Source organism: Lentzea aerocolonigenes (assembly GCF_000974445.1).
In the GTDB taxonomy this organism is placed as follows: domain Bacteria; phylum Actinomycetota; class Actinomycetes; order Mycobacteriales; family Pseudonocardiaceae; genus Lentzea; species Lentzea aerocolonigenes.
In genome coordinates, this window is the sequence record NZ_BBOJ01000032.1 from 51,855 (window position 1) to 78,479 (window position 26,625).

The 26,625-nt window shown below is 69.5% G+C and carries 28 protein-coding genes; 23 read left to right on the forward strand and 5 right to left on the reverse strand.

Annotated elements, in window-relative coordinates; all coding sequences use genetic code 11:
- Window positions 1-330: 330 nt before the first annotated feature.
- The 4 genes from alr (at window position 331) to AOM45_RS43810 (ending at window position 3,379) form a co-directional block, all read left to right on the forward strand.
- Window positions 331-1,416 carry an alanine racemase gene (gene alr / locus AOM45_RS43795; RefSeq protein WP_030472002.1) on the forward strand — a complete coding sequence of 362 codons (1,086 nt, stop codon included), beginning with the start codon at window positions 331-333 and terminating at the stop codon, window positions 1,414-1,416.
- Window positions 1,413-2,510 carry an alpha/beta fold hydrolase gene (locus AOM45_RS43800; protein ID WP_030472001.1) on the forward strand — a complete coding sequence of 366 codons (1,098 nt, stop codon included), beginning with the start codon at window positions 1,413-1,415 and terminating at the stop codon, window positions 2,508-2,510. The genes alr and AOM45_RS43800 overlap by 4 nt, the downstream gene beginning before the upstream one ends.
- Window positions 2,507-2,968 (forward strand): tRNA (adenosine(37)-N6)-threonylcarbamoyltransferase complex ATPase subunit type 1 TsaE, encoded by a 462-nt coding sequence (gene tsaE / locus AOM45_RS43805; protein ID WP_035912959.1) that lies wholly within the window; start codon window positions 2,507-2,509, stop codon window positions 2,966-2,968. The genes AOM45_RS43800 and tsaE overlap by 4 nt, the downstream gene beginning before the upstream one ends.
- A 63-nt stretch (window positions 2,969-3,031) precedes the next feature.
- Window positions 3,032-3,379, forward strand: a complete 348-nt coding sequence (locus AOM45_RS43810; RefSeq protein WP_030471999.1) for a hypothetical protein — start codon at window positions 3,032-3,034, stop codon at window positions 3,377-3,379.
- Between the two features lie 61 nt (window positions 3,380-3,440).
- On the opposite strand, the gene AOM45_RS43815 is transcribed toward AOM45_RS43810, so the two are convergent.
- Complete coding sequence (locus AOM45_RS43815; protein ID WP_030471998.1) at window positions 3,441-4,790, reverse strand: acyl-CoA synthetase; 1,350 nt, start codon at window positions 4,788-4,790, stop codon at window positions 3,441-3,443.
- Between the two features lie 205 nt (window positions 4,791-4,995).
- On the opposite strand from AOM45_RS43815, the gene tsaB reads away from it, so the two are divergent.
- From tsaB to tsaD, 3 genes are read left to right on the forward strand one after another with little or no spacing between them, the layout of a single operon-like run.
- Window positions 4,996-5,676 carry a tRNA (adenosine(37)-N6)-threonylcarbamoyltransferase complex dimerization subunit type 1 TsaB gene (tsaB, locus tag AOM45_RS43820; protein ID WP_030471997.1) on the forward strand — a complete coding sequence of 227 codons (681 nt, stop codon included), beginning with the start codon at window positions 4,996-4,998 and terminating at the stop codon, window positions 5,674-5,676.
- Complete coding sequence (gene rimI, locus AOM45_RS43825; protein ID WP_030471996.1) at window positions 5,673-6,131, forward strand: ribosomal protein S18-alanine N-acetyltransferase; 459 nt, start codon at window positions 5,673-5,675, stop codon at window positions 6,129-6,131. The genes tsaB and rimI overlap by 4 nt, the downstream gene beginning before the upstream one ends.
- A complete protein-coding gene (gene tsaD, locus AOM45_RS43830) occupies window positions 6,124-7,179 on the forward strand; it encodes a tRNA (adenosine(37)-N6)-threonylcarbamoyltransferase complex transferase subunit TsaD (protein WP_030471995.1) in 1,056 nt (351 codons plus the stop codon). The genes rimI and tsaD overlap by 8 nt, the downstream gene beginning before the upstream one ends.
- Before the next feature lie 180 nt (window positions 7,180-7,359).
- Here the strand turns inward: tsaD and AOM45_RS43835 are convergent, their stop codons facing one another.
- Window positions 7,360-8,865 carry an alkaline phosphatase D family protein gene (locus AOM45_RS43835; RefSeq protein WP_030471994.1) on the reverse strand — a complete coding sequence of 502 codons (1,506 nt, stop codon included), beginning with the start codon at window positions 8,863-8,865 and terminating at the stop codon, window positions 7,360-7,362.
- Window positions 8,866-9,038: 173 nt separating this feature from the next.
- On the opposite strand from AOM45_RS43835, the gene groES reads away from it, so the two are divergent.
- The gene (groES, locus tag AOM45_RS43840) at window positions 9,039-9,332 is read left to right on the forward strand and encodes a co-chaperone GroES (RefSeq protein ID WP_030471993.1); all 294 of its coding nucleotides are present in this window, start codon (window positions 9,039-9,041) and stop codon (window positions 9,330-9,332) included.
- Window positions 9,333-9,576: 244 nt separating this feature from the next.
- Window positions 9,577-11,199: a chaperonin GroEL gene (gene groL / locus AOM45_RS43845; protein ID WP_030471992.1), complete on the forward strand. Its 1,623-nt coding sequence runs from the start codon at window positions 9,577-9,579 to the stop codon at window positions 11,197-11,199.
- Between the two features lie 195 nt (window positions 11,200-11,394).
- Here the strand turns inward: groL and AOM45_RS43850 are convergent, their stop codons facing one another.
- Window positions 11,395-11,691, reverse strand: a complete 297-nt coding sequence (locus AOM45_RS43850) for a WhiB family transcriptional regulator (protein ID WP_030471991.1) — start codon at window positions 11,689-11,691, stop codon at window positions 11,395-11,397.
- Between the two features lie 180 nt (window positions 11,692-11,871).
- Between AOM45_RS43850 and AOM45_RS43855 the strand changes: the two genes are divergently transcribed.
- The 5 genes from AOM45_RS43855 to AOM45_RS43875 all read left to right on the forward strand — a co-directional run bounded on the left by AOM45_RS43855 (window position 11,872) and on the right by AOM45_RS43875 (window position 16,163).
- Window positions 11,872-12,813 (forward strand): MerR family transcriptional regulator, encoded by a 942-nt coding sequence (locus tag AOM45_RS43855; RefSeq protein ID WP_051784452.1) that lies wholly within the window; start codon window positions 11,872-11,874, stop codon window positions 12,811-12,813.
- A gap of 12 nt (window positions 12,814-12,825) precedes the next feature.
- A complete protein-coding gene (locus tag AOM45_RS43860; RefSeq protein ID WP_051784445.1) occupies window positions 12,826-13,722 on the forward strand; it encodes a hypothetical protein in 897 nt (298 codons plus the stop codon).
- An 81-nt stretch (window positions 13,723-13,803) separates the two neighbouring features.
- A complete protein-coding gene (locus tag AOM45_RS43865; RefSeq protein ID WP_030471988.1) occupies window positions 13,804-14,400 on the forward strand; it encodes a response regulator transcription factor in 597 nt (198 codons plus the stop codon).
- Between the two features lie 308 nt (window positions 14,401-14,708).
- Window positions 14,709-15,281, forward strand: a complete 573-nt coding sequence (locus AOM45_RS43870) for a sigma-70 family RNA polymerase sigma factor (RefSeq protein WP_030471987.1) — start codon at window positions 14,709-14,711, stop codon at window positions 15,279-15,281.
- Entirely contained in the window at window positions 15,282-16,163 is an 882-nt protein-coding gene (locus tag AOM45_RS43875) for an anti-sigma-D factor RsdA (RefSeq protein ID WP_051784444.1), read from the forward strand.
- A 357-nt stretch (window positions 16,164-16,520) separates the two neighbouring features.
- Here the strand turns inward: AOM45_RS43875 and AOM45_RS43880 are convergent, their stop codons facing one another.
- Window positions 16,521-16,904 carry a DUF5319 domain-containing protein gene (locus AOM45_RS43880; RefSeq protein WP_030471985.1) on the reverse strand — a complete coding sequence of 128 codons (384 nt, stop codon included), beginning with the start codon at window positions 16,902-16,904 and terminating at the stop codon, window positions 16,521-16,523.
- A 141-nt stretch (window positions 16,905-17,045) separates the two neighbouring features.
- On the opposite strand from AOM45_RS43880, the gene guaB reads away from it, so the two are divergent.
- The 9 genes from guaB (at window position 17,046) to AOM45_RS43925 (ending at window position 25,189) form a co-directional block, all read left to right on the forward strand.
- The gene (guaB, locus tag AOM45_RS43885; RefSeq protein WP_030471984.1) at window positions 17,046-18,557 is read left to right on the forward strand and encodes an IMP dehydrogenase; all 1,512 of its coding nucleotides are present in this window, start codon (window positions 17,046-17,048) and stop codon (window positions 18,555-18,557) included.
- A 41-nt stretch (window positions 18,558-18,598) separates the two neighbouring features.
- Window positions 18,599-19,732, forward strand: coding sequence for a GuaB3 family IMP dehydrogenase-related protein (locus AOM45_RS43890; RefSeq protein WP_030471983.1), 1,134 nt, complete (start codon window positions 18,599-18,601; stop codon window positions 19,730-19,732).
- A 102-nt stretch (window positions 19,733-19,834) separates the two neighbouring features.
- Window positions 19,835-20,137 carry a hypothetical protein gene (locus tag AOM45_RS43895; protein ID WP_236704046.1) on the forward strand — a complete coding sequence of 101 codons (303 nt, stop codon included), beginning with the start codon at window positions 19,835-19,837 and terminating at the stop codon, window positions 20,135-20,137.
- 39 nt (window positions 20,138-20,176) lie between these two features.
- Window positions 20,177-20,374 (forward strand): hypothetical protein, encoded by a 198-nt coding sequence (locus tag AOM45_RS43900; RefSeq protein WP_156094258.1) that lies wholly within the window; start codon window positions 20,177-20,179, stop codon window positions 20,372-20,374.
- A gap of 30 nt (window positions 20,375-20,404) precedes the next feature.
- Window positions 20,405-20,725: a type II toxin-antitoxin system Phd/YefM family antitoxin gene (locus AOM45_RS43905; RefSeq protein WP_030471981.1), complete on the forward strand. Its 321-nt coding sequence runs from the start codon at window positions 20,405-20,407 to the stop codon at window positions 20,723-20,725.
- Window positions 20,718-21,257 (forward strand): type II toxin-antitoxin system RelE family toxin, encoded by a 540-nt coding sequence (locus AOM45_RS43910; RefSeq protein WP_030471980.1) that lies wholly within the window; start codon window positions 20,718-20,720, stop codon window positions 21,255-21,257. Before AOM45_RS43905 ends, AOM45_RS43910 begins: the two co-directional genes overlap by 8 nt.
- 33 nt (window positions 21,258-21,290) lie before the next feature.
- A complete protein-coding gene (locus AOM45_RS43915) occupies window positions 21,291-22,967 on the forward strand; it encodes an FAD-dependent oxidoreductase (RefSeq protein WP_030471979.1) in 1,677 nt (558 codons plus the stop codon).
- 12 nt (window positions 22,968-22,979) lie between these two features.
- Window positions 22,980-23,939 carry an MBL fold metallo-hydrolase gene (locus tag AOM45_RS43920; protein ID WP_030471978.1) on the forward strand — a complete coding sequence of 320 codons (960 nt, stop codon included), beginning with the start codon at window positions 22,980-22,982 and terminating at the stop codon, window positions 23,937-23,939.
- Window positions 23,936-25,189: an FAD-dependent monooxygenase gene (locus AOM45_RS43925; RefSeq protein WP_051784443.1), complete on the forward strand. Its 1,254-nt coding sequence runs from the start codon at window positions 23,936-23,938 to the stop codon at window positions 25,187-25,189. Before AOM45_RS43920 ends, AOM45_RS43925 begins: the two co-directional genes overlap by 4 nt.
- Here the strand turns inward: AOM45_RS43925 and AOM45_RS43930 are convergent.
- Complete coding sequence (locus AOM45_RS43930; RefSeq protein WP_030471976.1) at window positions 25,180-26,625, reverse strand: aldehyde dehydrogenase family protein; 1,446 nt, start codon at window positions 26,623-26,625, stop codon at window positions 25,180-25,182. The genes AOM45_RS43925 and AOM45_RS43930 overlap by 10 nt on opposite strands.

Below are 26,625 nucleotides of genomic sequence, written 5' to 3' on the forward strand. Positions count from 1 at the left end.
TGGCTTCGGCCGGGCAGTCCGAGTGCCGCGAGGAAGTCCAGTTCCGCATCACGGGCACCCGTGCTCCGGTGCGGCTCCGGCAGGGCAGTCCGTGTACCGCGAGGAGTCCAGTTCCACATCACCGGCACCGGGACTTGGGATCCGGCCGACGACTGGTCCTGCACTGGGCTGGGCAGCGGCAACACGGTCGTTCAGACCGGCAGGATCGCCGATCCCGATCTTGTCGGTGCCGCCTGGGAGAATGAAATCAGGGGACCCCCTGGAGGGGACCCCTGCGTGAGCGCTCGCTCACACTTGTGAGCTGCGGTCTCATGGCACGATGAACAGGTTATGGCCCGTTCAGAAGTAGTAGTCGACCTCGGTGCGCTGCGGCACAACGTCGCGCTGCTCGCCGGCCTCGCTCCCCGCGCGGAGACGATGGCCGTCGTGAAGGCGGACGGTTACGGCCACGGCGCGGTCGAGGTCGCCCGTGCGGCGCTGGAGGCCGGTGCGAGCTGGCTCGGTTCCTGTTCGACGCAGGAAGCCCTCGCCCTCAGGGCCGCGGGCATCCAGGCGCCCATCCTCGCCTGGCTCGACGCCCCGGACGAGGACCTCGCCGCCGGCATCGCGGCCGACGTGGACCTGTCCGTGTCGTCTCTCACCGACCTGCGTCGCGTCGAGCAGGCCGCGGAGGAGGCCGACGCCCGGCCGCGGATCCACCTGAAGATCGACACCGGCCTCAGCCGCAACGGGTGTCAGCCGCAGGACTGGCCCGAGCTGGTGGAGCAGGCCAAGAAGCACGAGATCGTCGCCGTCTGGTCGCACCTCGCGTGCGCGGACGAGATCGGGCACCCGTCGGTGGACCTGCAGGCCAAGCGGTTCGACGACGCCTACGAGGTGGCGAAGTCCCACGGCCTCGACCCGAAGAGGCACATCGCGAACTCCGCCGCCCTGCTCACGCGGCCGGACCTGCACTTCGACATCGTGCGGCCCGGCATCGCGATGTACGGGCTGAACCCGGTGCCGACGGACCACGACCTCAGGCCAGTCATGAGCTACCGCTCGCACGTGGCGCTCACCAAACGTATCCCCGCAGGCGAGTCGGTCTCCTACGGGATGACATGGACCGCGCAGAAGGACACGACGCTGGCACTGGTGCCGGCCGGGTATGCGGACGGCGTTCCGAGGGCACTCTCCGGCCGGATGGAGGTGCTCCTCAACGACAAGCGCCGCCCGGTGGTGGGGCGTGTCTGCATGGACCAGATCGTCGTGGACTGCGGGGACGACGAGATCGCCGAGGGGGCGGAGGTCCTGCTTTTCGGCGACGGGAGCCGCGGGGAGCCGACGGCGACGGAGTGGGCGGAGCTGACCGGGACGATCGACTACGAGATCGTCTGCGGGATGTACCGGCCGCGGGTGCGGAGGATCTACACGTGAAGCCGGTGTGGAAGGTCGTCGGGTGGGTCGGTGGTGCGCTGGGTGCCGCCGTCGCCGGTGCGGCCGTGGCGCAGACGGCGAAGGTGTCGCACGAGCGCAAGACCGCGTCCGACAGCCTCGCCGAAGAGCCGTTGGGACAGCTCAGGCCCGATCGCGAGTCGACGGTGGCCGCGGACGACGGCGTGCCGATCTCCGTCGAGGAGGTCGATCCCGCTGACGGTGGCGAGGCCGACATCACCGTGGTGCTGGTGCACGGGTTCGCGCTCGACCGCCGCTGCTGGCACTTCCAGCGCCGCGACCTCGCCGAGCTGCTCGACCCGCGCGTCCACCAGGTGCTCTACGACCAGCGCAGCCACGGCCGGTCCGGCCGGTCCTCCGTCGAGGCCAGCACGATCGAGCAGCTCGCGCACGACCTCGACGCGGTGATCCGCTCGGTCGTGCCGGACGGGCCGCTGGTGCTCGTCGGCCACTCCATGGGCGGCATGACGATCATGGCGCTGGCCGAGCAGCGGCCGGAGCTCTTCGCGGAACGGGTGCGCGGCGTCGCGCTCGTCGGCACGGCCGCCGGTGCCGTGGGTGGCGCGGGGCTGCCGAAGTCCGTGCTGTCGCGGTACAACCCCGTGACGCTCGGCGTCGGACGGCTCGCGGGGGTGCAGCCCGGTCTCGTCGAGTGGGTGCGCAAGAGCGCGAAAAGCCTGACCTGGAGCGGTATCCGCGCGCTGGCGTTCGGCGACCGCAAGGTGGCACCGTCCCTTGTGGACCTGATGGAGAAGATGATCAACGGGACCACGGTGAAGGTGCTCACCGAGTTCCTGGAGACGCTCGGCACGCACGACCGCTACAAGGCGCTGGCGGGCCTCAGGCACTGCGAGGTGCTGATCCTGAGCGGCGACGCGGACAAGCTCACGCCGTTCTCGCACGCCGAGCGGATGGCCGAGGAGATGCCCCACGCCACCCTCGTCCGGGCCCCCGGTGCCGGGCACATGGTGATGATGGAGCAGGCTGACCTCGTCAACGACCACCTGGTCGCGCTCGTCGAACGCTGCGCGGCCGATCGCGGAGAGAGTCGGAAGAAGTGGTGGCGGCGAGCGTGAAGACCGTCGAACTGCCCCTGGTGGAGGACACCGAGGAGTTCGGTCGCAAACTGGGTGAAGTCGTGCGGGCAGGCGACCTGCTGCTGCTCGCGGGTCCGTTGGGCGCAGGCAAGACGGCACTGGTGCGCGGACTGGCGCGCGGCCTCGGTGTGCAGGGCAGGGTGTCGTCGCCGACGTTCGTCGTCGCGCGCGTCCACGAGCCCGCCGAGGGCGGCAGGGGCGTGCGGCTGGTGCACGTCGACGCGTACCGGCTCGGGGGTCACCTGGACGAGTTGGACGATCTTGATCTGGACACGGACCTCGTCGACGCCGTGGTGGCCGTCGAGTGGGGCGAGGGTGTCGCGGAACGCCTGAACGAAGATCATCTGCTCATTCGCCTCGAGCGCGGAATCGACGACGTTCGCACAGCTCAGCTGATCCCGCACGGCGACTGGACCGCTCGTGCCCTCCCCGTGTGACTATCTCCAGCGGATAGGGTGATGTCCATTAAGGACAGAGCGTGACCGGCCGATGACCCTCGCATGATCAAGAAGACGCTTATCGCGACTGCTGTCATCGGTGGCGCCATGCTGGTCGCCGCGGCCCCCGCCTCCGCCGGCGAGGGGCACGACCGTTCCGGCCACGGCATCAGCATCGCTGACAACGTGTGCGCCGCTCCGTGGCAGTGGAACGGCCCGTTCTCGCTGCTGCACGAGGGCCACGCGCCCGGCTACGCCGCGTGCAACGACAACCACGCCGGTGGTGGCTCGGACATCAGCATCGCCAACAACGCCTGCCTGCTGCCGTGGCAGTGGAACGGCCCGCTGGAGATCTTCACGGTCGACCACGCGCCGTCGTACGTCGCCTGCAACGGCAACTCGGCTGGCTGATCGACGGACGTCGTGGAGGATGGCCGGACGAGCCCATCGGCCATCCCCCACGACAGTCCTCTCAGGACAGTTCTCGCTTGAGGACCTTGCCCATCTCGTTGCGTGGCAAGGCTTCCAGATAACGCACCACCCGTGGCCTCTTGTGCGGTGACAACAGTCGCGCCACGTGGTCGCTCAGCACGGCTGGTTCCGGCGCTTCGCCCGCTGGAACCACCCAGGCCACGATCCGTTCGCCGAGGTCGTCGTCCGGTTCGCCGGTCACCGCCACCTCCGCCACCGACGGGTGCTCCAGCAGGGCGTTCTCGATCTCGCCCGCGCCGATCTTGTAGCCACCGCTCTTGATGAGGTCGGTGGCACGCCTCCCGACGATGCGGAGGTAGCCGTCGGGATCGCGCACGGCCATGTCGCCGGTGGAGAACCACCCGTCGCGGAACGCTTCCGCCGTCGCGTCCGGCCGGTTCAGGTACTCCAGGAACAGGTTCGGCCCGCGCACCTCGATCTCACCGATGGTGCCGACTCCGATGTCGTCGCCCTGCTCGTCGACGACTCGCACGTCGACGCCGTCCACCGGCAGCCCGACCGCGCCGGGCCTGCGATCGCCGTCGAACCGCACGCTGACGTTCATCAGCGTCTCGCTCATCCCGTACCGCTCGACGATGCCCTGTCCGGTGGCCCTGGCGATCCGCTCGTGGTCGCTCGCCGGCAGCGCCGCACTTCCGGAGACCAGCAGCCGCGCGGTCCGGAACTGGTCCGCGAGAGCGCCGTCGTTCTCCACGGCCTCGGCGATCCGGTGGTACATCGTCGGGACGCCGAACATCATCGTGGCGCCGGTCGCGAGCTCGTGACCGACCGCTTCGGGCGAGAACTTCACGTGCCGCACCGAACCGCCGAGCCGCAGCGGGCCGAGGACACCGATGCCCAGTCCGTGCACGTGGAACAGCGGCAGTCCGTGCACCAGCACGTCGTCGCCGGTCCACTGCCACGCCTTGGCCAGCGCGTCGATGTTCGAGGTGAGTGACCTCCGCGGCAGAACCACGCCTTTGGGCGGTCCGGTCGTGCCGGAGGTGTAGATGACCAGCGCCGGCGTCTCGGGACCGGGTTCCGGGAACTCGCCGGGCTCACCGAACACGACCGGTTCGTCCTTCAGCACCAGGTCGGGCTGGCTGTCGCCGAGGATGTGCTCCAGCTCGCGCTCGCCGATCTTGGGGTTGAGCGGCACGATCGCCACGCCCGCCAGCAGGCCCGCCACGACGGAGACGCACGTTTCGAGCGTCGAGGTCGCCCAGACGGCGACGCGGGTGTGGCCGCGCAACCGTTCGGCCAGAGTGCCCGCGGCGCGGTGCAGCTCGGCGTGGGTCAGGGACTTCTCACCGAAGCGCAGGGCCTCGCGGTCACTCGGTTCAGCGAACATGGACACAGCGTCTTACGAGCCCCTCGAGGACGCGTGGGAAGTGTGGTTCTGGACACGGTGTTCAACTGCCCCTGCTTCGCAGATGGCGGACGAGGTCGTCTGGGAGTCGGTCCTCCGGCCACCGCTTGCCTCCGAATCGCCTTCGGCGGTTGACGGCAAGAGGCGACCGGAGGACCGACACGACCTCGTACTACTCTGGACAATCGTGCTAGTGCTCGCCGTCGACACGGCCACCCCCGCAGTCACCGCCGGTGTGGTCGAACTCGCGCCAGACTCCCCGCCGCGCCTGCTCGCGAAGCGGGTGACGCTCAACGCCAAGGCGCACGGCGAGCTGCTCACCCCGCACATCAGCGACTCGCTCGAAGAGGCCGGCAAGACCTTCGCCGACCTCGACGCGATCGTCGTCGGCGCCGGTCCGGGGCCGTTCACGGGTCTGCGGGTCGGTCTCGCCACGGCCGCCGCGCTCGGTCAGGCGCTCAACCGCCCGGTCTACCCGGTCGCCACCACGGACGCGATCGCCAAGGACGCCGCCAGCGGCCACCCGCTGCTCGTCGCGACCGACGCCCGGCGCAAGGAGGTCTACTGGGCCGCCTACGACGCCGCCGGTCGCCGCACGGACGGTCCGCACGTCGAACGCCCGCAGGACCTCGCGGAGAAGCTGCCGGCCCTGGGCGTGCAACAGGCCACGGGTGAGGGCGCCGAGATCTACCAGGACGTCCTCGGCTTGGAGCTCCTCCAATCGAAGCACCCGAGCCCGGAGGGCCTGGTCGCCGCCGCGGCCGCCGAGGTGCTCGCCAAGGCCCGCCCGGCCGCGCTCACCCCGCTCTACCTGCGCCGCCCCGACGCCGTGGAGCCCACCGGGCGCAAGCGGGTGACCAGGGCATGACCACCGGCACCGTCACGCTCGCGCCTCTGCAGCACGCCGACGTGCCCAAGTGCCACGAGATCGAGCTGGCGTTGTTCCCCGGCGACGACCCGTGGAGCGAGAACGCGTTCCACAGCGAGCTCAGCAACGGCAACTACTACATGGGCGCGTACGCGGACGACGAGCTGATCGGTTACGCCGGTCTCGCCGCGAGCCCGCACGAGGCGAGCATCCACACGATCGCCGTGATCCGGCACTGGCAGGGCAGGGGCGTCGGCAAGATGCTGCTGCGGAACCTGCTGGCCCGCGTCGACGAGATCGGCGTGCCGGTGTACCTGGAAGTCCGCACGGACAACGAGCCCGCGATCGCGATGTACCTGGCGCACGGCTTCGAACACCTCGGCCTGCGCCGCCGCTACTACCAGCCGTCGGGTGCCGACGCGTACACGATGGGAAGGCCTGCTCAAAGTGTCTGATCGTTTGATCCTCGGCATCGAGAGCTCGTGCGACGAGACGGGCGTCGGCATCGTCCGCCTCGGTCCGGACGGCTCGCTCGAACTGCTCGCCGACGAGGTCGCCTCCAGCGTCGAGGAGCACGCCCGCTTCGGCGGCGTCGTGCCCGAGGTCGCCTCGCGCGCCCACCTCGAGGCCATGGTCCCGACCATGCGCCGCGCACTGGACGCGTCCGGCGTCGAGCTCTCCCAGATCCACTCCATCGCCGTCACGGCCGGACCGGGTCTCGCCGGCGCGCTGCTGGTCGGCGTGGCCGCCGCGAAGGCGTACGCGGCCGCGTTGAACAAGCCGCTCTACGGCGTGAACCACCTCGCCGGTCATGTCGCCGCGGACACGTTGCAGCACGGCCCGTTGCCGCAGCGCTGCCTCGCGCTGCTGGTCTCCGGCGGCCACTCGCAGCTGCTGCTCGTCGAGGGCGGCCTGGCGAACTCGATCACCGAGATCGGGTCCACCGTGGACGACGCGGCCGGTGAGGCCTACGACAAGGTCGCGCGGTTGCTCGACCTGCCGTACCCGGGCGGCCCACCCATCGACAAGCTCGCCAAGCAGGGCAACGGGTGCGCGATCGCGTTCCCGCGCGGCCTGACGGGTCCGCGCGACGCGAAGTACGACTTCTCGTTCTCCGGCCTGAAGACCTCGGTGGCCCGCTGGGTGGAGCGCGCCGAACGCGCCGGCGAGGAGATTCCGCTCGCCGACGTCGCCGCGTCGTTCCAGGAGGCCGTCGCGGACGTGCTGACCGCCAAGGCGATCCGCGCCGCGAAGGACCTGAACGTCGACACGCTGGTGATCTCCGGCGGTGTCGCGGCGAACTCGCGCCTGAGCGGTCTCGCGGCCGAGCGGTGTGCCGAGGCGGGCATCGAGCTGCGCGTGCCGCGGCCACGGCTGTGCACGGACAACGGCGCGATGATCGCGGCGCTCGGCGCCCACCTGGTAGCGGCGGGCGCCAAGCCGTCCCCGATGGACCTGTCCACCACCCCAGGCCTCCCGGTCAACACCGTCCAAATCCTCTGACCCGCTGATCCGGACGGCACGCGGGGCCCCTTCGTGCGCTCAGTGCGAACGAAAGCTCCCCGCGTGCACTACGGAGGCGCTGCGCGGTTGCTGCGTTGCTTCCGTAATGCGGAATTGGGGAAGTGCACGCGGGGAGCTTTCGTACTCTCCTGGTGCACGAAAGGGCCCCGCGTGCGGTCGCTAAACGCGGTTGAGGCCGGGGACGCGGTCCTCCACGGCGAACGAGGCCTTGGTGCGGACAGGCGATCCCGGCCGCGTCACGTAGTCGAGCCCCCGGAACTCCGTGCGCAGCTCATCGGGCGTGAACCTGGTCAGCGTGTACCCGCGCCGGTTGTTGAAGTACTTCACGTGCGGGTTCTCGCGCAGCCACGCGGCCGTGTCCTCGTACTCCTCCGACCCGTCGCCACCGGCGGTGATCGACGTGGTCACCAGTTCGGTCGCGAGCGTCTTCGACGACGGGTCGTCCCAGCGCTCCTTGACCTCGGCACCCCACGCCGCGTGCACGTCACCGGTCAGCACGACCGGGTTCCGCACGTCGGCGAAGCGCGCCACCACCCGGTCCCGGTCGGCGGCGTAGCCGTCCCACGCGTCCAGCAGGAACTTGTCCACGTCACCGGGGATGTAGTCGTACTGTGAGAAGAACACCTGCTGGCCGAGCACGTCCCAGCGCGCCTGCGAGCCGCGGAACCCGTTGAACAGCCAGCCTTCCTGGTCGTCGCCGAGCATCGTGCGTTCGGGAGCGAGCCGTTCCGGGCACAGCTGGAGCCCGTCCCCGCAGGCCTGGTCGGTCCGGTACTGGCGGGTGTCGAGCATGTGGAACGTGGCGAGCGACCCCCACCGGATCCGCCGGTACAGCCTCGGTGACCTGCGGATCGGCATGTTCTCGTAGTACGCCTGGAACGCCGCGGCCCTGCGGTGGGCGAAGTTCGCCTGCGGGGTGTCCGGCTGCAGGCCGGCCCAGTTGTTGGCGATCTCGTGGTCGTCCCAGACCACCGACCAGGGTGCGACGGCGTGCGCCTCCTGCAGGTCGGGATCGGCCTTGTACTGGGCGTACCGCCGCCGGTAGTCCGCGAGCGTCACGGTCGTCGGGCCGTCGACGTGGCGGGCGATGCCGCTGGGCGACTTGTGGATGCCGGCCTCGTACTCGTACGTGTAGTCGCCGAGGTGCAGCACCAGGTCCGGTTCGTCCTCCGCCAGCCTGCGGTACGCCGTGAAGTACCCGTGCTCGTACTGCGCGCACGACGCGAAGGCCATCGTCAGCGGTGCCTGCAACGTGTTCGGAGGAGGAGCCGTGCGCGTGCGGCCCGTCCGTGAGAGGTGGTTGAGCGCCTTGAAGCGGTAGAAGTACTCGCGGCCCGGTTCCAGCCCGGAGAGCTCCAGGTGCAGGCTGTGCGCCTCCTCCGGTCGGGCGACGGTCGAGCCCTGCTGGACGATCCGGGTGAACCGCTCGTCGTCCGCGACCTGCCACCCCACCTCGATCGGCCGTGCCGGCATGCCTCCCAGGCCGTCCTCCGCGAACGGTTCCACGGCCAGCCGGGTCCACAGCACCACCCCGTCGGGTGTCGGGTCGCCCGAGGCCACACCGAGTGTGAAAGGGTCGGCGGGTCTGGCGGACGCGGTGGCCGAGAACGCTGTGACTCCCGCCACGCCTGCGAGCAGCAGAGTCCGGCGCGTCAAGGTGGGCATGCCCTGAATACGGCTCCCGACGGGTGACCGGTTCGGGGCCCTCGTTGAAGGGTTGGCACTCTCGTGGGTAGAGTGCCAATTGCACGGCACCAGCACCGCCCCGACCCCCGCGACGGCGGGGTGGCAGGAGCCGTAACAACGAAACCTGCCAACGACCCGTGGAGGTCATCCCGGTGAGCGTGAACATCAAGCCGCTCGAGGACAAGATCGTCGTTCAGGCCTCCGAGGCCGAGACGACCACCGCCTCCGGCCTCGTGATCCCGGACACCGCGAAGGAGAAGCCCCAGGAGGGCAAGGTCCTCGCGGTCGGCCCCGGCCGCATCGACGACAAGGGCAACCGCATTCCGGTCGACGTTGCCGTCGGCGACGTCGTCATCTACTCGAAGTACGGCGGCACCGAGGTCAAGTACAACGGCGAGGAGTACCTCATCCTCTCCGCCCGCGACGTGCTGGCCGTCGTCAACTAGTGCCGTAGACCGGCACGTTGCCGTGGCAATTCGCGGTCAGACGAGTGGATCGTGGTGCCGCCCCCGCGTCCTCATACTGGACGTATGGGGGCGCGGGGGCGGTGCCGCGAGCCGCTCCGCTGAGCGTGAATTGACCGCCAACGTGCCGGGCTATGGCACTACGACGCTCGGCTGTCATGCCTGACGCCCCGGCGCCCCATCCGGGGCATCCGGGGCGTTTCGCTACCCAGAGAGGCTTCAGGTAATGCCCAAGCAGATCAGCTTCGACGAGGACGCTCGTCGGGCGCTCGAGCGCGGCGTCAACAAGCTCGCGGACACGGTCAAGGTCACCCTTGGCCCGCGCGGGCGCCACGTCGTGCTCGACAAGAAGTTCGGTGGCCCCACGGTCACCAACGACGGTGTCACGATCGCCCGTGAGATCGAGCTGGACGACGCGTTCGAGAACCTCGGCGCGCAGCTCGCCAAGTCGGTCGCCACCAAGACCAACGACGTCGCGGGTGACGGCACCACCACCGCCACCGTGCTGGCGCAGGCGCTGGTCAAGGAAGGCCTGCGCAACATCGCCGCGGGTGCGAACCCGACCGCGCTCGGCCGTGGCATCCAGGCCGCCTCCGACGCCGTCGTGGACGCGCTCAAGGGCAAGGCCACCCCGGTCAAGGGCCGCGACAACATCGCCCAGGTCGGCACCGTCTCCTCACGGGACGAGTCGATCGGCCAGCTGCTCGGTGAGGCCATCGAGCGCGTCGGCGAGGACGGTGTCATCACCGTCGAGGAGTCGTCCACGCTGGCGACCGAGCTCGTGATCACCGAGGGTGTGCAGTTCGACAAGGGTTACGTGTCGACGCACTTCTCGACCGACCTCGAGGCGCAGGAGGCCGTCTACGAAGACGTCCGCATCCTGCTGCACCGCGAGAAGATCTCGGCCCTGGCCGACGTCCTCCCGATCCTCGAGAAGGTCGCGGAGTCCGGCAAGCCGCTGCTGATCATCGCCGAGGACGTCGAGGGCGAGGCCCTGTCCACGCTGGTGGTCAACGCGGTGCGCAAGACACTCAAGGTCGTCGCCGTGAAGGCACCGTTCTTCGGCGACCGCCGCAAGGCGTTCCTGGACGACCTCGCGGTCGTCACCGGCGGCGAGGTGATCTCCTCGGAGATCGGCCTGAAGCTGTCCGAGACCACGCTCGACCAGCTGGGCTCCGCCCGCCGCGTCGTCGTGACCAAGGACGACACCACGATCGTGGACGGCGGCGGCACCAAGGCCGACATCGCCGGCCGCGCGGAGCAGCTGCGCCGCGAGATCGAGGCCACGGACTCCGACTGGGACCGCGAGAAGCTCCAGGAGCGCCTCGCGAAGCTCTCCGGCGGCATCGCCGTGATCAAGGTCGGCGCCGCCACCGAGACCGAGCTCAAGGAGCGCAAGCACCGCATCGAGGACGCGGTCGCCGCTACCAAGGCCGCGGTCGAGGAGGGCATCGTGCCCGGTGGTGGTTCCGCGCTGGTCCACGCCGCCAAGGTGCTGGACGGCGGCCTGGACCTGACCGGTGACGAGGCCACGGGTGTCGCGCTCGTCGCGAAGGCCCTGTCCGCGCCGCTGTTCTGGATCGCCGCGAACTCGGGCCTCGAGGGCGCCGTCGTGGTGAACAAGGTCCGCGAGGGCGACTGGGGCTTCGGCATCAACGCCGCCAAGCTCGAGTACGGCGACCTGCTGGAGCAGGGCATCATCGACCCGGTCAAGGTCACCCGCTCCGCGGTGGCGAACGCCGCCTCGATCGCGCGCATGGTGCTCACGACCGAGAGCGCCGTCGTCGAGAAGAAGGCGGAAGAGGCTCCGGCCGCGGGCCACGGCCACGGCCACGGGCACGGCCACTGAGTTCTTGGCCGCTGCTTCGCAGACGGCGGCGAGTTCGCCTTGAAGTCAGCCGTCTGGCCGACTCGCTCACGCCGAAATGGGCTTCGCCGATTTCGACGTGAGCGGGTGACCGGACGACTGACGCGAACTCGCGGTTTCCGCTCAAACGAAAGCCGGGTCGGGCACCTCGACGGTGTTCGCCCCGGCTTTTTGTGGTTAAACGATCGCCAATTGGCGCTTGCGGGCCTTGATGATGTGGTCGCGCTCCGATTCCGAGAGCCCGCCCCAAATTCCGTAGGGTTCCTGCACCGCCAGTGCGTGTTTGCGGCACAGCTCCAGCACCGGGCAGGCGAGGCAGACGGCCTTGGCCCGGGCTTCCCGTCGTGCTCTCGCCGGACCCCGTTCACCGTCGGGGTGGAAGAAGAACGCGCTGTCCATGCCCCGGCACGAACCGCGCATCTGCCAGTCCCAGAGATCTGCGTTGGGACCGGGGAGCCTTCGGGTGTCCGCCATCGAGACCGCCTCCGTGACGACTGCTCCATTCGGCTTAACGATGATCCACCGTAGAACCGCGTCAAAACTTGTTCAAGAGGCTGAAGACCCAAATCAACTGATGGGTGACGGCACGCGTGTTCGATCACTCACCGCCCGGAGTTGCCGCCCGGATGAGGTGAACGGAACATGGCTCTCGTGATGACACAGCCGGAGCACAGGTCTGCCGGTGGTCACACGAGTGAGCCCCTTCTCTCAGTGGCCGCGGTGGCCAGGCGACTCGGCGTGGCTCCCGCCACCCTTCGCACCTGGGACCGTCGCTACGGGCTCGGCCCAAGCGGTCACACGACCGGGCGGCACCGGAAATACGGGCCGCGGGACGTGGCTCGTTTGGAATTGATGCAACGCGCTCTTCTTCGTGGCGCCTCATCGGCCGAGGCGGCCCGTTTCGCGCTCGACTCGAAATCGTCGATGACGCACGGCGAGGTTCCCGTCGCACCATCGGGTGGTGGCCGCGGACTGAAAATGCCCGGAGCGTCTCGTTTGGCGCGCGGACTCGGGCGCGCGGCGCTCGCGATGGACTCCATCGCCGTGCAGGGCATGCTCGCCGACGCGCTGGCGTCCGAGGGGGTGATCGCGACCTGGAACGAGGTCGTGCGCCCGGTGCTCACCGCAGTCGCCGCGCGGTGGCAGCTCTCCGGCGCCGGGGTCGAGGTGGAGCACCTCCTCAACGAGTGCGTGCTCGCGTCGTTCGTGCGCGCGACACCGCTCGTCACTCTCGGGCGCAACCATCGGCCCGTGTTGCTGGCGTGCATGCCGGAGGAGAGGCACAACCTTCCCCTCTATCCGCTGGCCGCCGAGCTCGCGCAGCGCGGCGTGGTCGTCCGGCAGCTCGGGGCGGCGTTGCCGGTGGACGCGCTGGCGGCCGCCGTGCGCCGCACCGCTCCTTCCGCGGTGGTGCTGTGGGCGCAGCTGCCCCGGTACGCCGATCCAGGAGTGATTGCGGCACTGCCGCGCACCCGGCAGCAGGTGCGGTTGTTCGTGGGCGGGCCGGGCTGGCAGCGGGGTGTGGTGACGGCGCCGGCCGAGCGCGTGGACGACCTCGCCGATGCCGCGGCGGCCGTGGAGGCCGCGGTCACCTGACAGACTTCCCCGGTGGAAGAGGAGCTGCGCCGGGCCGCCTTCGGTGACTCACCCGATCTCGACGTCTGGCCGGCGTTGTCGTCGTCCAGCTCGCGGGTGCGCTGGCTCGCCGCGGTCGTCCTGGGCGGCCAGGGCCACTACGCCGCCGCGGCCACCGTCCTCGACGCGCTCCGGCACGACCCGGACCCGGTGATCGCGTCGCTGGCGTTGTCCACGCGCGCCTCTCACCACCGCCAGCTCGGAGCGCATCACCTCGCCCGCGCTCTCGACGGTGCCGCCCTCACCCGCGCCGGGGGAACCGGCGGCGGCGACCCCGACGGGATCGACGCGGACGGTGCCCGTGTGGACGCCCTGCTCGGTCTCGCGGCCGACTCGCTGGGGGCGGGACGGCCGGAGGAGGCCCGGCGGCTGCTCGCCCGTGTTGAGACGGGCGGTTCGTGGAGGGCTGAGGTCCGGAGGGGGTGGGTATCCGCAGAGGTTGAGCTCGTGTCCGGTCGGGCCCACGCCGCGGTCGCCCCCGCCGAGGAGGCGTACGACGTGGCGACCAGCAGGAAGGCACTGCGTCACCAGCTCAAGTCGGCACTGGTCCTGGGCACCTCGTTGGTCGTGTGGGGGACACCCGACGGCCTGACAAGAGGCGTTGAACTAGTCGAGTGTGAGCTAAATCACAGCGTCACGAAGAGGCTTCATCCGTTGATCTGGCCGAGCGCTCTTGTCCTGGTGGGCCATGCCCCCACGGTGGGCGCAGTCGCCATCGACCGGGCGACGGAGGCTCTGAGCTGCGTGTTACGGAGAGCTGATCCCGTCAGCCGTCAGGTCGCTCTTGATTCCCCGTGGGTGCCGAGTGGGCTGCTCCGTTCCGGGGAACCCCCGAACGCAGACCCTCAGAAGAACTTCTTGACGGATTAAGCACCGGATCGTGTCAAGGTTGGGCGTCGAGCGTCCGATAGGGGAGATGGAACGTCACTCGGCTGCAGGAAAGGAGTCCCCGTGACCACGGTCCTTATTTGCGACGACCGGCGCAGTGTGCGGGAGGGTCTCACCCGCGTGATGTCGGCTGTCCCCGGGGTTAGCCGCATCGACTGCGTAGCGCACGGTGACGAGTTGTTGGCTCGCTTTTCAAGGCAGCCGGTCGACGTCGTCCTGGTGGGAACCCAGCGCGCCGTCCCGACCGGGGTGGAAGCAACCCGTCGGCTCGTCTCCGCGAATCCGCAGGCAAACGTCATCGTCTTCGGAGCACCTGACGACGCCGGCAGCATCGCCGCCGCCATCGCCGGTGGTGCCCGCGGTTACCTGAGGTGGGACGCGTCGCGTCCCGAGCTTGTGGCAGCCCTCGCGCACACGCTCGCCAGCACCTCCGTGCCCGCGCCGCGTCAGCCGTCGGACCCCGGCGTGCAGCTGACGGAGCGCGAGCTCCAGGTGCTGCGCGGCATGAGCCAGGGCAAGAGCAACGGTCAGATCGGCCGCGAGCTCTACCTGTCGGAGGACACGGTGAAGACGCACGCCCGTCGTCTCTTCCGCAAGCTCGGTGTCCGTGACCGCGCTCAGGCGGTCGCGCACGGCTTCCGGCGAGGCCTCGTCCAGTAGTCGCACTCGCCGCACCGGCCCCGCGTCCTCATATGCCGCATGTGGGGAAGCGGGGCCGGTGGCGTGAGGCGTCTCACCTGCGCCTGAGGTGGAATCTTCGGGTCGCGCATTTAGCCCAGCCCGGTGACAATGTCGCCGGGCTGATGTCGTCAGGGCGTGTCTGCTGGTCACGCGGGGTGTCCATACCCCACTGATGAACAGAGGGCGCCGAGACCGGTACGGTGAGGCAGATGCATCGGGTCGCTGTGAGTGACTCGTGCTGTTTCATGTCGGTACGCCAACAAGTAACACCAGGGCTGTTGTCTGCGATGACCAACTTGGGGGACGGACTGGACGCCGAAGTGGGCGCGGCCGTCGACGGCGACCGCCAGGCGATCGAACGCCTGCTGGCCTCCATTCGTCCTCTTGTGGTGCGGTACTGCCGCGCCAGAGTTGGAAGGCAGGAGCGAAGCTTCGCTTCGGCGGACGATGTGGCCCAGGAGGTGTGTCTCGCGGTGCTCACGGCATTGCCCAGCTACCGCGATCAGGGTCGGCCCTTCCTCGCGTTCGTGTACGGGATCGCGGCGCACAAGGTTGCCGATGCACATCGGTCTGCCGCCAGGAACCGCTCCGAGCCCGTTCCCGAAGTTCCCGACGCGCCGGAGACCGAAGCTGGTCCGGAACAGCGGGCGATGCAGGGCGAACTCTCCGACCGGATGGCAGTCCTGCTGCGCGTCCTGCCGGAGAAGCAGCGGGAGATCCTGCTGTTGAGGGTGGTGGTCGGGCTTTCCGCCGAGGAAACTGCCGAGGCGGTCGGTTCGACGCCGGGTGCGGTCCGGGTGGCGCAGCACCGCGCGCTTGCTCGGCTCCGCAAGTCGCTGGCAGCGGAGGAGGTGGTCTGAGTGGCCGACGAGCACGGAAAGGACGACGAGGAAGTGCGCGGACAGGACGGTAGAACCCCGCACGAACCCGTCGCAGACGATCTTTCGGCTGTACAGGCCGATGACAGGCTGCTGGACGCGCTGGGGTCCGCGACACCGGGTGCGGCCGGCTCCTTGGTCGACGACGAACTGAACGCGTTGCTGCTGGCGTGGCGCAACGAGGTGGAGACGGCGCCGTTCGGCGAGCTCGTCGACACCGAGACCGCCATCGCCACGATCCAGGCTGCCCGCCCGCAGCCGGTGAGCAGGCACCGCTACCTGATTCCGCTGGCGAGCGCCGCCGCGGTCCTGGCCATCGCCTTCACCGGCGTGAGCCTGGTGGCCCGCGACGCCCAGCCCGGCGACACGCTCTGGGGTCTCACCCGAGTTCTCTACTCCGAGCACGCGAAGTCGATCGAAGCCGCGGCCATCGTGCGCAGCGACCTCGACTCGGCCCGCCTCGCCCTGCGTGAGGGCAAGGTCAACGAGGCTCGCGAGAAGCTCGACAAGGTCGGGGCCCACCTGGACTCCGTCTCGACGGCCGACGGCAAGGCGCAGCTCGAGGAGAAGCACAAGGAGCTCGAGAAGGAGCTCGACACCAACACCTCGACGACCTCGCCGCCCTCGACGACGAAGACTCCGAAGCCGCCGAAGCCCACGACGCAGCCGTCGACGCCGACCTCGACCACGACGACCGAGCCGACCACGACGCAGCCGTCCCCCTCGACGTCCTCGGAGACCCCTCCGCCGCCGACGTCGAACGGTGAGCAGCCGCCACCGCCGCCGCCCAACCCGGAGCCCGGATCGCAGACCCCGGGGTCGACCGGTACGGGTCAGACCGTGGGAGAGACCGGCACCAACTGAGACGCACTGTGAACGGCCCCTGATCTTTCGAGGTCAGGGGCCGTTCACACGTCCGGGTGTTCACACGTCGGGTGGAATGTGACCGGCCGGGGCCACCGCGAGCACTCCTGGTCGCAGAACCGGCCCGTCGGCGGCAGCACCGCGAACCCGGTCCGCTCGGCCGGGGGTCACGGCCGCCGTGAGCTCTCCTGGCCGTCGCGCCGCGCCGGCCTGTTCACCCAGGTGGTGGGCAGGGTCACCGCGAGCGTGAGCACTCGTGGCCGCGGGCCGGCTTGCTCGCCCGTGTGGTGCGGTCTGGCCTGCTCACGCCGGTCGTGGGGAGATTCACCGTGCGCACTCCCGCCCTGCTCAGCCGCGTCAGCGGGCCGACTCGGTGGCCGTCACGCCGTCCGCGTACCCCCGGCAGTACTCCCAGCTGACGTAGGAGCCGGGATCCGGGTCGAACGCGGGCTCGTGCGGTCGCATCCTGCCGTCGGCGAGCAGCTGTTCGAGTGAGGCTCGTAACAGGGCCCAGTCGTGGTAGTGCGGCTCCTGGCACTCGCCGCAGTCCACGACGATGCCGCGCACCCCGCGGTGTTCGAGCAGGGCCTGGTAGACGGCGAGGTCGCTCAGGTCGCTGACCAGCTCTGCTCGTTCGTCGTCGTCCATCGGCGGATGGTCGTGGTCGGGCTCGCCGAGGGCTCGCGCGGGGTCCTCGGGGTCACCCGCGAAGGGGTCTGGTGGCAACGCGTCTTGCGGCACGACCCCGCACGGTACCCGCCGTACCCCCACGGCCGTCCAGATACCATGGGCAGCACCGCCTCCGCCTGCGGAAACTGGACCCGTAGGACGCCGAAAGTCAGGCGGAGCGCAGACCGCACGACGGAAGGCATGTCACCCGCTATGACCAGCGAGCTCAACGCTGATGGAGTCCCGAGCAAGTTCGCCATGCTGGGGCTGACCTTCGACGACGTGCTCCTGCTGCCTGCCGAGTCGGACGTCGTCCCGAGCGCCGTCGACACGAGCACCAGGATCTCGCGCAACATCTCCCTCAAGATTCCGCTGGCCAGCGCCGCCATGGACACGGTCACCGAGGGCCGGATGGCGATCTCGATGGCGCGTCAGGGCGGTATCGGCGTGCTGCACCGCAACCTGTCCGTCGAGGACCAGGCGCGCCAGGCCGAGACGGTGAAGCGGTCGGAGGCCGGCATGGTCACCGACCCGGTCACCTGCTCGCCGGACGCGACGCTGGCCGAGGTCGACGCGCTGTGCGCCCGTTACCGCATCTCCGGTGTGCCGGTGACCGACGCCAGCAACAAGCTGGTGGGCATCATCACGAACCGCGACATGCGGTTCGAGCTCGACCACACCAAGCGCGTCAGCGAGGTCATGACCAAGGGCCCGCTGGTCACCGCGCAGGTCGGCGTGTCGGCCGACGCCGCGCTGGGGCTGCTGCGCCGGCACAAGGTCGAGAAGCTGCCCATCGTCGACGGTGACGGCAAGCTCCAGGGCCTGATCACGGTCAAGGACTTCGTGAAGACCGAGCAGTACCCGAACGCCACCAAGGACCCGGACGGCCGCCTGCTCTGCGCCGCCGCCGTGGGTGTGGGCGAGGACTCGTTCGTGCGCGCGATGACGCTCGCCGACGCGGGTGTGGACGTGCTGATGGTCGACACGGCGCACGGCCACTCGCGCGGCGTGCTCGAGATGGTCGCCCGCATCAAGAAGGAGCTCGGCGACTCGGTCGACGTCGTCGGCGGCAACATCGCGACGCGTGCCGGTGCCCAGGCGCTGGTGGACGCGGGCGCGGACGGCGTGAAGGTCGGTGTCGGCCCCGGCTCGATCTGCACCACGCGCGTCGTCGCCGGTGTCGGTGTGCCGCAGATCTCCGCGATCTACGAGGCCTCGCTGGCCTGCCGCCCGGCCGGTGTGCCGGTCATCGGTGACGGCGGCATCCAGTACTCCGGTGACATCGCCAAGGCCATCGCGGCCGGCGCGTCCGCCGTGATGCTGGGCTCGCTGCTCGCGGGCACCCAGGAGGCGCCCGGCGACCTGATCCTGGTCAACGGCAAGCAGTTCAAGACGTACCGCGGCATGGGTTCGCTGGCCGCGATGCAGTCCCGCGGCGACGCCAAGTCGTACTCGAAGGACCGCTACTTCCAGGACGACGTGCTCAACGAGGACAAGCTCGTCCCCGAGGGCATCGAGGGCCGCACGCCGTTCCGCGGCCCGCTGTCGCAGGTCGTGCACCAGCTCAACGGCGGCCTGCGGGCGGCGATGGGCTACACGGGTTCTCGGACGATCACCGAACTGCAGGACGCGCAGCTCGTGCGGATCACGGCGGCGGGGCTCAAGGAGTCGCACCCGCACGACATCACGATGACCGTCGAGGCCCCGAACTACACCACCCGTTAGAGTCGTCCGGTTTGTTCTAGAGCTCTGGAGAGGAACCACAGGTGCGCGATCTGGTCGAGATCGGCATGGGCCGGACCGCGAGGCGGGCCTACGAGCTGGACGACATCGAGATCATCCCGTCCCGTCGGACGAGGTCGTCGAAGGACGTCTCCACGACGTGGCAGATCGATGCCTACCGCTTCGACATCCCGCTGATCACCCACCCGACCGACGCGATCGTGTCGCCGGGCACGGCGGTCGCGGTCGGCGAGCTGGGCGGCCTCGGCGTGCTCAACGCCGAGGGTCTCTGGGCCCGTCACGGCGACGTGGACGAGGCGCTGTTCCGCCTGGTCCAGGCGACCGAGGACAGCGACGACCCGGCCGCGGCCGTGAAGGTGCTGCAGGAGCTGCACGCTGCGCCGTTGCGGATGGACCTGATCGCCGAGGCGATCAAGCAGATCCGCGAGTCGGGCGTCACCGTCGCGGCCCGCGTCAGCCCGCAGCGCGCCGCCGAGCTCACGCCGGACCTCCTCGCCGCGGGCGTGGAGATCCTGGTCGTGCAGGGCACGATCATCTCGGCCGAGCACGTGTCGCGTGGCGGTGAGCCGCTGAACCTGAAGTCGTTCATCGCGGACCTCGACGTCCCGGTGATCGCCGGCGGTGTCGGCGACTACCGCACCGCGATGCACCTGATGCGCACCGGCGCGGCGGGCGTGATCGTCGGCTACGGCTACACGCCGGGCGTCACGACCACCGACTCGGTCCTGGGCATCGGCGTGCCGATGGCCACCGCGATCGCCGACGCCGCAGCCGCCCGCCGCGACTACCTCGACGAGACCGGCGGCCGCTACGTGCACGTCATCGCCGACGGCGGCATCACGACCTCGGGCGACGTGGCGAAGGCCATCGCCTGCGGTGCCGACGCCGTGATGCTCGGCGAACCCCTCGCCGCCGCGACCGAGGCACCGGGCCAGGGCCTGTACTGGACGGCCTCGTCCGCGCACCCGTCGGTCCCGCGCAGCCTCGTCGCCGAGGCCGTGGACCAGGAGCTGGACCTGCGCCAGCTGCTGTTCGGCCCGTCGGCGGACCCGCGCGGCGTGACGAACCTGTTCGGCGCGCTGAAGAGGGCCATGGCCAAGACCGGCTACTCGGACCTCAAGGAGTTCCAGAAGGTTGGCCTGACGATCCGCGGCTGACGTGAGCTCCGGAAGGGCGCGTTCCTGCGGGGACGCGCCCTTCTGCTTTGCTGGAACCGTGCCGCTCGTTGAGATCACCTACGCCCCAACCTCCCCCACAAGGTGCTGAGGAAGCTCGCCGAGGTGCTCCCGCACGCCGTCTCGGTGGCGGTGGAGTGCCCCGAGGAGCCCTACGACGGCGACCTGCAGCCCGGCGACGTGGAGCTGTATTTCCGGTCGCGCGGACAGTTCGACGTCAGCGAGATGGACGTGGTGGTCGAGGTGCGGTCCAAGTGGTTCGAAAGCCGCGCCTCGAACCGCCAGGACCGGGCCGACGGCCTGTGCGAGGCCGTCGAGGAGGCGACAGGACTGGCTCAGGTGGGCGTCTACCTCAGTCTTCCGGTCGCCGCCTGGTCGCAGAGCTGATCTTGCAACCTGACCGCCACCCCGCGCGTCCTTGTCACCGTGGAATTGAATGCCTTGTTCGGTGACAGCGACGTGGACGCGGTCGAGGAACCGGAGATCGACGACCTGCCCGAGGAGCCCGCGGACGAGAACGGCATCGGGTGGAAGGTGCTCGCCCTGTTCATCAGCGGTGGTGTGGTGATCACCGCGCTGGTCGTGGCCTTCATGGTGTGGGTCATCGAAGGCCTGGTCCTGTAGACCTGTACATTTTTCTGTACAGTTACGTACATGACCACTTTCGGCGAGGCCCGTGAACTGACCGTCACCGAGGCCACCAAGCGTGGCGTCGCCGGTCTGGTCGCCGACGCCGAGCAGGGTGGCCCGGTGGTCGTCACGAGGCACAGTCGTCCGGTGGCCGCGGTCGTACCGGTGAGCAGGCTGGCTGAGATCGACGAGGCGGCAGCCGATCTGAGAGATCTGGCGCTCGTGCTCGCGCGGTCGGCGGAGGACTCGGGCCGTCGCACCTCCTTCGACGAGGTCCTCGCGGCGTTCGGGCACACACGTGAATCGTTGGCAGCGGTGGAGGACGACGACTCGCTCGATGGCTGAGGTCCTGTTCACCGACGCTGCTGTCGATGACCTGCGTCGGCTTGGGCCGGACGTCGTGCCCAAGGTGCTCAAGAAGATTCAGATCCTGTTCGACAACCCGCAGGCGGGTCATCCACTCGGTGGTGATCTGACCGGCTTTCGCAAGCTGGTCGTGGGGCGCAATCACTGGCGAGTGGTCTATCGGATCACCGCTGACGGTGCTGTCGAGGTCTGTGAAGTCTGGTGCGTGGGCGTGCGCTCGGACGCCGAGGTCTACGCCGAAGCGTCGGCGCGGGTCGCCGCACTGGCGGACGAGGATTCCACGCTGGCCAGGCTGGCGGACGTGATCGGCAGGCTCGGCCGTCTCGCAGGGGATGTGGCAGTCGATGAGCCTGTGGTGCGGGAGCCGGTCCCCGACTGGCTGGCCCAGCGACTCGTGCACACCGCCGGTGTACCCGTTGAGCAGGTGGCGGCCCTGAGCCTCGAGCAGGCGGTCGACCTTTGGACCGCCTTCGTCGCTTCTCCTTCCGCCTCTGAACCGATCGGGGACTAGGCGTTACCGGAAGTAACGCCTACTCTCCGGTTCATGGGTGAACTCGCCGGTAACTTCGATGTCGTCATCGTCGGCTCCGGGTTCGGTGGCAGCGTCGCCGCGCTCCGGCTGACCGAGAAGGGCTACCGCGTCGCGGTGCTCGAGGCCGGCAGGCGGTTCGCCGACGACGAGTTCGCCAAGACCAGCTGGGATCTGCGCAAGTACCTGTGGGCGCCGCAGCTCAAGTGCTTCGGCATCCAGCGCATCCACACTCTGCGCAACGTCATGGTGCTGGCCGGCGCCGGTGTCGGCGGCGGCAGTCTCGTCTACGCCAACACCTTGTACCGGCCGCTCAAGCCCTTCTACGAGGACCGGCAGTGGGCGCACATCACCGACTGGCAGGAGGAGCTGGAGCCGTTCTACGACCAGGCGAGCCGGATGCTCGGGGTGGTCACGAACCCCACGACGACGCCCAGCGACGTCGTCATGCAGAAGGTCGCGAAGGACATGGGAGTCGAGGACAGCTACCACCCGACGCCCGTCGGGGTGTTCTTCGGCGAGCCGGGGAAGACCGCTGACGATCCCTACTTCGGTGGTGCCGGGCCGCAGCGGACAGGGTGCACCGAGTGCGGCAGCTGCATGTCGGGGTGCCGGGTCGGCGCCAAGAACACGCTGGTCAAGAACTACCTCTACCTCGCGGAGAAGCTGGGCGCGCAGGTCTTCCCACTGACCACGGTGACGAAGCTCCACGAGCACGACGGCAAGTGGACCATCGACACCAAGATGACCGGTGGGCGAGCCACCAAGTCCTTCACCGCCGACCAGGTCGTCGTCGCCGCCGGCACGTGGGGCACGCAGCAGCTCCTCCACAAGGCCAAGGCGAGCACCCTGCCGAAGATCTCGGACAAGCTCGGCGAGCTCACCCGCACCAACTCCGAGTCGATCATCGGCGCGGCGCGGTACACGGTCGACCCCGAGAACGACTTCACCAAGGGCGTTGCGATCACGAGTTCCATCCACCCCGACGAGATCACGCACATCGAACCCGTCCGGTACGGCAAGGGCAGCAACGCCATGGGCATGCTGCAGACCCTCGCCACGGACGGCGCGGCGAGCACCCCGCGGTGGCTGCAGTTCATCAAGCAGGCGATCAGGCACCCGATGCGGCTGGCAAGGCTGCTCAGCGTGCACCGGTGGAGCGAGCGGACCGTGATCCTGCTGGTCATGCAGAGCCTGGACAACTCCATCACCACGTTCCTCAAGCGCGGCAAGCTCACCAGCAAGCAGGGGCACGGCGAGCCCAACCCGGCGTTCATCCCCGCCGGGCACCAGGCGAACCTGCTGGCGGCCAAGCACATCGACGGCATGGCCGGCGGAACGTGGGGTGAGCTGTTCAACATCCCGCTGACCGCGCATTTCATCGGCGGTTGTGCGATCTCCGACAGTCAGGACGGCGGCGTGATCGACCCCTACCACCGCGTCTTCAACTACCCCGGACTGTCCGTTGTGGACGGTGCGGCGATCAGTGCGAACCTCGGCGTCAACCCGAGCCTCACGATCACCGCGCAGGCCGAGCGGGCGTTCTCGCTGTGGCCGAACAAGGGCGAACAGGACCAGCGACCCGCCCAGGACCAGCCCTACAAGCGGATCAACCCGGCCAAGCCGAAGAACCCGGCGGTTCCCGATCAAGCTCCAGCCGCATTGCGGTTGCCGATCGTGAAGGCGTCCTGACACGGTGGAGGCATGGCCAAAAAGCCTTTTGCCTCCAGCGCGGACCTCGCCCCGAAGGACGAGGTCTTCGTCGAGCTCGCCGAGGGCGTCTACACCCTGACCGCCGAAGGCGACCCCAACGTCGGGGCGATCGAGGCCGAGGACTTCCTGATCTGCTTCGAGGCGCGTGCCACCCCCGCGGCCGCGCGCCGGTGGCTCGCGCAGCTCCGCGAGTACACGAAGAAGCCGATCCGCTACCTCGTGCTCAGCCACTACCACGCCGTCCGCACGCTCGGCGCCAGCGCGTTCGACGCCCAGGAGATCGTCGCGCACGAGATGACGCGCGTGCTGATCGCCGAACGCGGGCAGCAGGACTGGGAGAGCGAGTTCGGCCGCATGCCGCGGCTGTTCGAGAAGCCCGAGGAGATCCCCGGCCTGACCTGGCCCACGCTCACGTTCTCCGACCGGATGTCGATCCCGCTCGGCGGCGAGCGCGGCGACCTCGTGCTCCAGCACCTCGGCCGCGGGCACACCGCGGGCGACATCGTGGCGTGGCTGCCGCAGCAACGCATCCTGTTCGCGGGCGACCTGGTCGAGTCGCAGGCCGCGCTCTACACCGGTGACGCGTTCCACGACGAGTGGGCGACGTCCACTTTGGACGAGATCGAGGACCTGGGTGCCGAGGTGCTGGTCGGCGGGCGCGGCAAGGTCGCGCGCGACCGCATCGAGGTCGAGGCGGCGATCAACCAGAGCAGGCACTTCCTCAACGAGCTGCGCCGCACGGTCGGCGGGGTTCACGCGGAGGGCGGCACGCTCAAGCAGGCGTTCGAGCTGGCGCACCGGACGCTCGTGGGCCGGTACGGGCGGTGGCCGATCTTCGAGCACTGCCTGCCGTTCGACGTGAAGCGCTACTGGGACGAGTGCGACGGCAAGGACTGGCCGGAGATCTGGACCGCCGAACGCGACCGCGCCGTCTGGGACGCCCTGCAATGACGGTCCTCGTCGTCGGCGCCGGACCCGTCGGGCTCACCGCGGCCCTGTTCCTGGCCCGCGCGGGAGTCCCGAGCGTGGTCCTGGAGAAGGCCGAGCACCGCAACGAGCAGGGCAGCCGCTCGATCTGCGTGCACCGCGACGTGCTGGAGATCCTGGAACGCATCGGTGTCGGCCAGGCCGTCGCCGACGCGGGTGTCACCTGGTACACCGGCCGCACCTACTACCGCGATCGCGAGGTGCTGACCCTGACCTTCCCCGAGGCCGAGGGTTTCCCGCCGTTCGTGAACACCCCGCAGACCGTCGTCGAGCAGCTCCTCGAAGAACGCGTCCGCGCCGAACCGCTCATCGAACTCCGTTACGGGCACGCCCTCACCGGCCTCACCCAGGACGACGAGGGAGTGTCCACTCAGGACGGAATCAGAGCCACGCACTGCATCGCGGCGGACGGCGTGCACTCCACGGTCAGGCAGCTGCTGGACATCCCGTTCGACGGCTTCTCGTTCGAGGACAGGTTCATCATCGCCGACGTCCGCGTCGACCTGGACTTCGAGACGCCCGAACGCCGCTTCTACTTCGACCCGCCCTGGAACCCCAGGCGCCAGGTCCTCCTGCACCCGCAACCGAAGGGCGTCTGGCGCATCGACTGGCAGGTGGCGGAGGACGTCCAGCTCACCGATGACCACATCCGTGCGATCGTCGGCGACAAGCCGTACGAGGTCGTCTGGCAGTCCACCTACCGCTTCCACCAGCGCCGCGCGAGAACCCTGCGAGCAGGCCGGATCCTGCTCGCAGGCGACGCCGCCCACGTGATGAGCCCGTTCGGCGCCCGCGGCCTGAACTCCGGGATCTGCGACGCCGACAACGCGGCGTGGAAGATCGTCTTCAACCGGCGGGGCGAGGCAGGACCGGGGCTGCTGGCGTCCTACGACGTCGAACGCGGTGCCGCCGCCGACGAGAACCTGCGCATCACCGGCGACACCATGCGGTTCCTCGTCCCGGGCACCGCGGAAGAACGAGAGCGCAGGCAACGCGCGCTCGAAACAGGTGAAGGCATCGACTCGGGCAAGCTCTTCACGCCGTTCGCCTACACCGACTCGCCGCTGACGACCGACGGCGGCGAGCTGATCGCCGGGTCACGCGCCGCCGGACCGGGCTTCACGGTCGCGGACGGGCGCGTGATCAGGCCCGACGGCCACGTCGCCGGCGAGGACAGCGACGACGTGCGGCGCCGGGCGTTGGGCTACAGCTGAATGCCGGTCAGCACGGTGATGCGTTCCTCGGTGAAGTCCTCCATCGCGGACCGGACGCCCTCACGTCCGGTGCCCGAGCCCTTCACGCCGCCGTACGGCATCTGGTCGGCGCGGTAGGACGGCACGTCCCCGATGATCACGCCGCCGACCTCGAGCTCGGCGGCAGCCTCGAACGCCACCTGCACGTCACGGGTGAACACCCCGGCCTGCAGGCCGTACTTGGTGTCGTTGGCCTGCGCGAACGCGTCCTCGACACCGTCGGCCACCGACACCACGAGCACCGGCCCGAAGATCTCCTCGGTCCACACCTTCGCGGTCCTCGGCACGTCGGTCAGCACGGTCGGCTCGACCGTCGTGCCCGTCCGCTTGCCGCCGAGCAGCACCTTCGCGCCCGCGTCGGTGGCCATGTGGACCCACTCCTCGACGCGCCGGGCGTTGTCCTCGTCGACCAGCGGGCCGACCTCGACCTCGGGGTCGTGCGGGTCGCCGGTCTTCAACGTGCCGACCGCCTCCACCAGCTTCGGCACGAACTCCTCCGCCTTCGAGCGGTCGACGATCACCCGCTGCACGGCGATGCACGACTGCCCGGCCTGGTAGTTGCCGAACGTCGCGATGCGCTGCGCCGCGTGGTCCAGGTCCGTCCAGTCGGGACAGATGATCGCGGCCGCGTTGGAACCCAGCTCCATCACGACGTGCTTGCGCGGCGCGGCCTCCATCAGCGACCAGCCGACCTTCGTCGAGCCGGTGAACGAGATGACCGGCAGCCGTTCGTCCTTGACGAGAGCGTCCATGTCCTTGCCCCGCACGGGAAGGATCGAGAACGCGCCCTCCGGCAGATCGGTCTCGGCCAGGATCTCGCCGAGCAGCAACGCGCTCAGAGGTGTTGCCGAAGCCGGCTTCACGATCACCGGCGCACCCACCGCGAGAGCCGGCGCGACCTTGTGCGCCACCAGGTTGAGGGGGAAGTTGAACGGCGCCACGGCGAGCACCGGCCCGCGCGGGACCTGCCGGACGATCGCCATCCGCCCGACGCCGTTCGCGTCGGTGTCGAGCCGCTGCAGCCCACCGGTGAACCTGCGGGCCTCCTCCGCGGCGAACCGGAACGTGTTGACCGCGCGCGAGACCTCGATCTCGGCCCACTTGAGCGGCTTGCCGTTCTCCGCGGTGATCGTCTCGGCGATCTCCTCCGCGCGTTCGGCCAGCGTCCTCGACACCTTCAGCAGTGCCTCGGCCCGCACGTGCGCCGGTGTTCGCCGGAACTGCTTCGCCACCGCGTGAGCCGCCGCCACCGCACGTTCGACCTGGTCTCTGCCCGGTACGGCGACCGAGGCGACCTCGGTGCCGTCGAACGGGTGGGAGACCTCTAACGCCTGCTCGCCCTGCTCGGGGCGGCCGGCGATCCAGCACGGCCTGGGTTGCGGCGTGAACGCGTCCAT

Bases quoted from the DNA above. Each gene is read 5' to 3' on its own strand.
- alr (WP_030472002.1), top strand. From the start codon at position 331: ATGGCCCGTTCAGAAGTAGTAGTCGACCTCGGTGCGCTGCGGCACAAC.
- AOM45_RS43810 (WP_030471999.1), top strand. From the start codon at position 3,032: ATGATCAAGAAGACGCTTATCGCGACTGCTGTCATCGGTGGCGCCATG.
- AOM45_RS43815 (WP_030471998.1), bottom strand. From the start codon at position 4,790: ATGTTCGCTGAACCGAGTGACCGCGAGGCCCTGCGCTTCGGTGAGAAG.
- rimI (WP_030471996.1), top strand. From the start codon at position 5,673: ATGACCACCGGCACCGTCACGCTCGCGCCTCTGCAGCACGCCGACGTG.
- AOM45_RS43835 (WP_030471994.1), bottom strand. From the start codon at position 8,865: ATGCCCACCTTGACGCGCCGGACTCTGCTGCTCGCAGGCGTGGCGGGA.
- groL (WP_030471992.1), top strand. From the start codon at position 9,577: ATGCCCAAGCAGATCAGCTTCGACGAGGACGCTCGTCGGGCGCTCGAG.
- AOM45_RS43850 (WP_030471991.1), bottom strand. From the start codon at position 11,691: ATGGCGGACACCCGAAGGCTCCCCGGTCCCAACGCAGATCTCTGGGAC.
- AOM45_RS43855 (WP_051784452.1), top strand. From the start codon at position 11,872: ATGACACAGCCGGAGCACAGGTCTGCCGGTGGTCACACGAGTGAGCCC.
- AOM45_RS43870 (WP_030471987.1), top strand. From the start codon at position 14,709: ATGACCAACTTGGGGGACGGACTGGACGCCGAAGTGGGCGCGGCCGTC.
- guaB (WP_030471984.1), top strand. From the start codon at position 17,046: ATGACCAGCGAGCTCAACGCTGATGGAGTCCCGAGCAAGTTCGCCATG.
- AOM45_RS43905 (WP_030471981.1), top strand. From the start codon at position 20,405: ATGACCACTTTCGGCGAGGCCCGTGAACTGACCGTCACCGAGGCCACC.
- AOM45_RS43910 (WP_030471980.1), top strand. From the start codon at position 20,718: ATGGCTGAGGTCCTGTTCACCGACGCTGCTGTCGATGACCTGCGTCGG.
- AOM45_RS43915 (WP_030471979.1), top strand. From the start codon at position 21,291: ATGGGTGAACTCGCCGGTAACTTCGATGTCGTCATCGTCGGCTCCGGG.
- AOM45_RS43920 (WP_030471978.1), top strand. From the start codon at position 22,980: ATGGCCAAAAAGCCTTTTGCCTCCAGCGCGGACCTCGCCCCGAAGGAC.
- AOM45_RS43925 (WP_051784443.1), top strand. From the start codon at position 23,936: ATGACGGTCCTCGTCGTCGGCGCCGGACCCGTCGGGCTCACCGCGGCC.
- AOM45_RS43930 (WP_030471976.1), bottom strand. From the start codon at position 26,625: ATGGACGCGTTCACGCCGCAACCCAGGCCGTGCTGGATCGCCGGCCGC.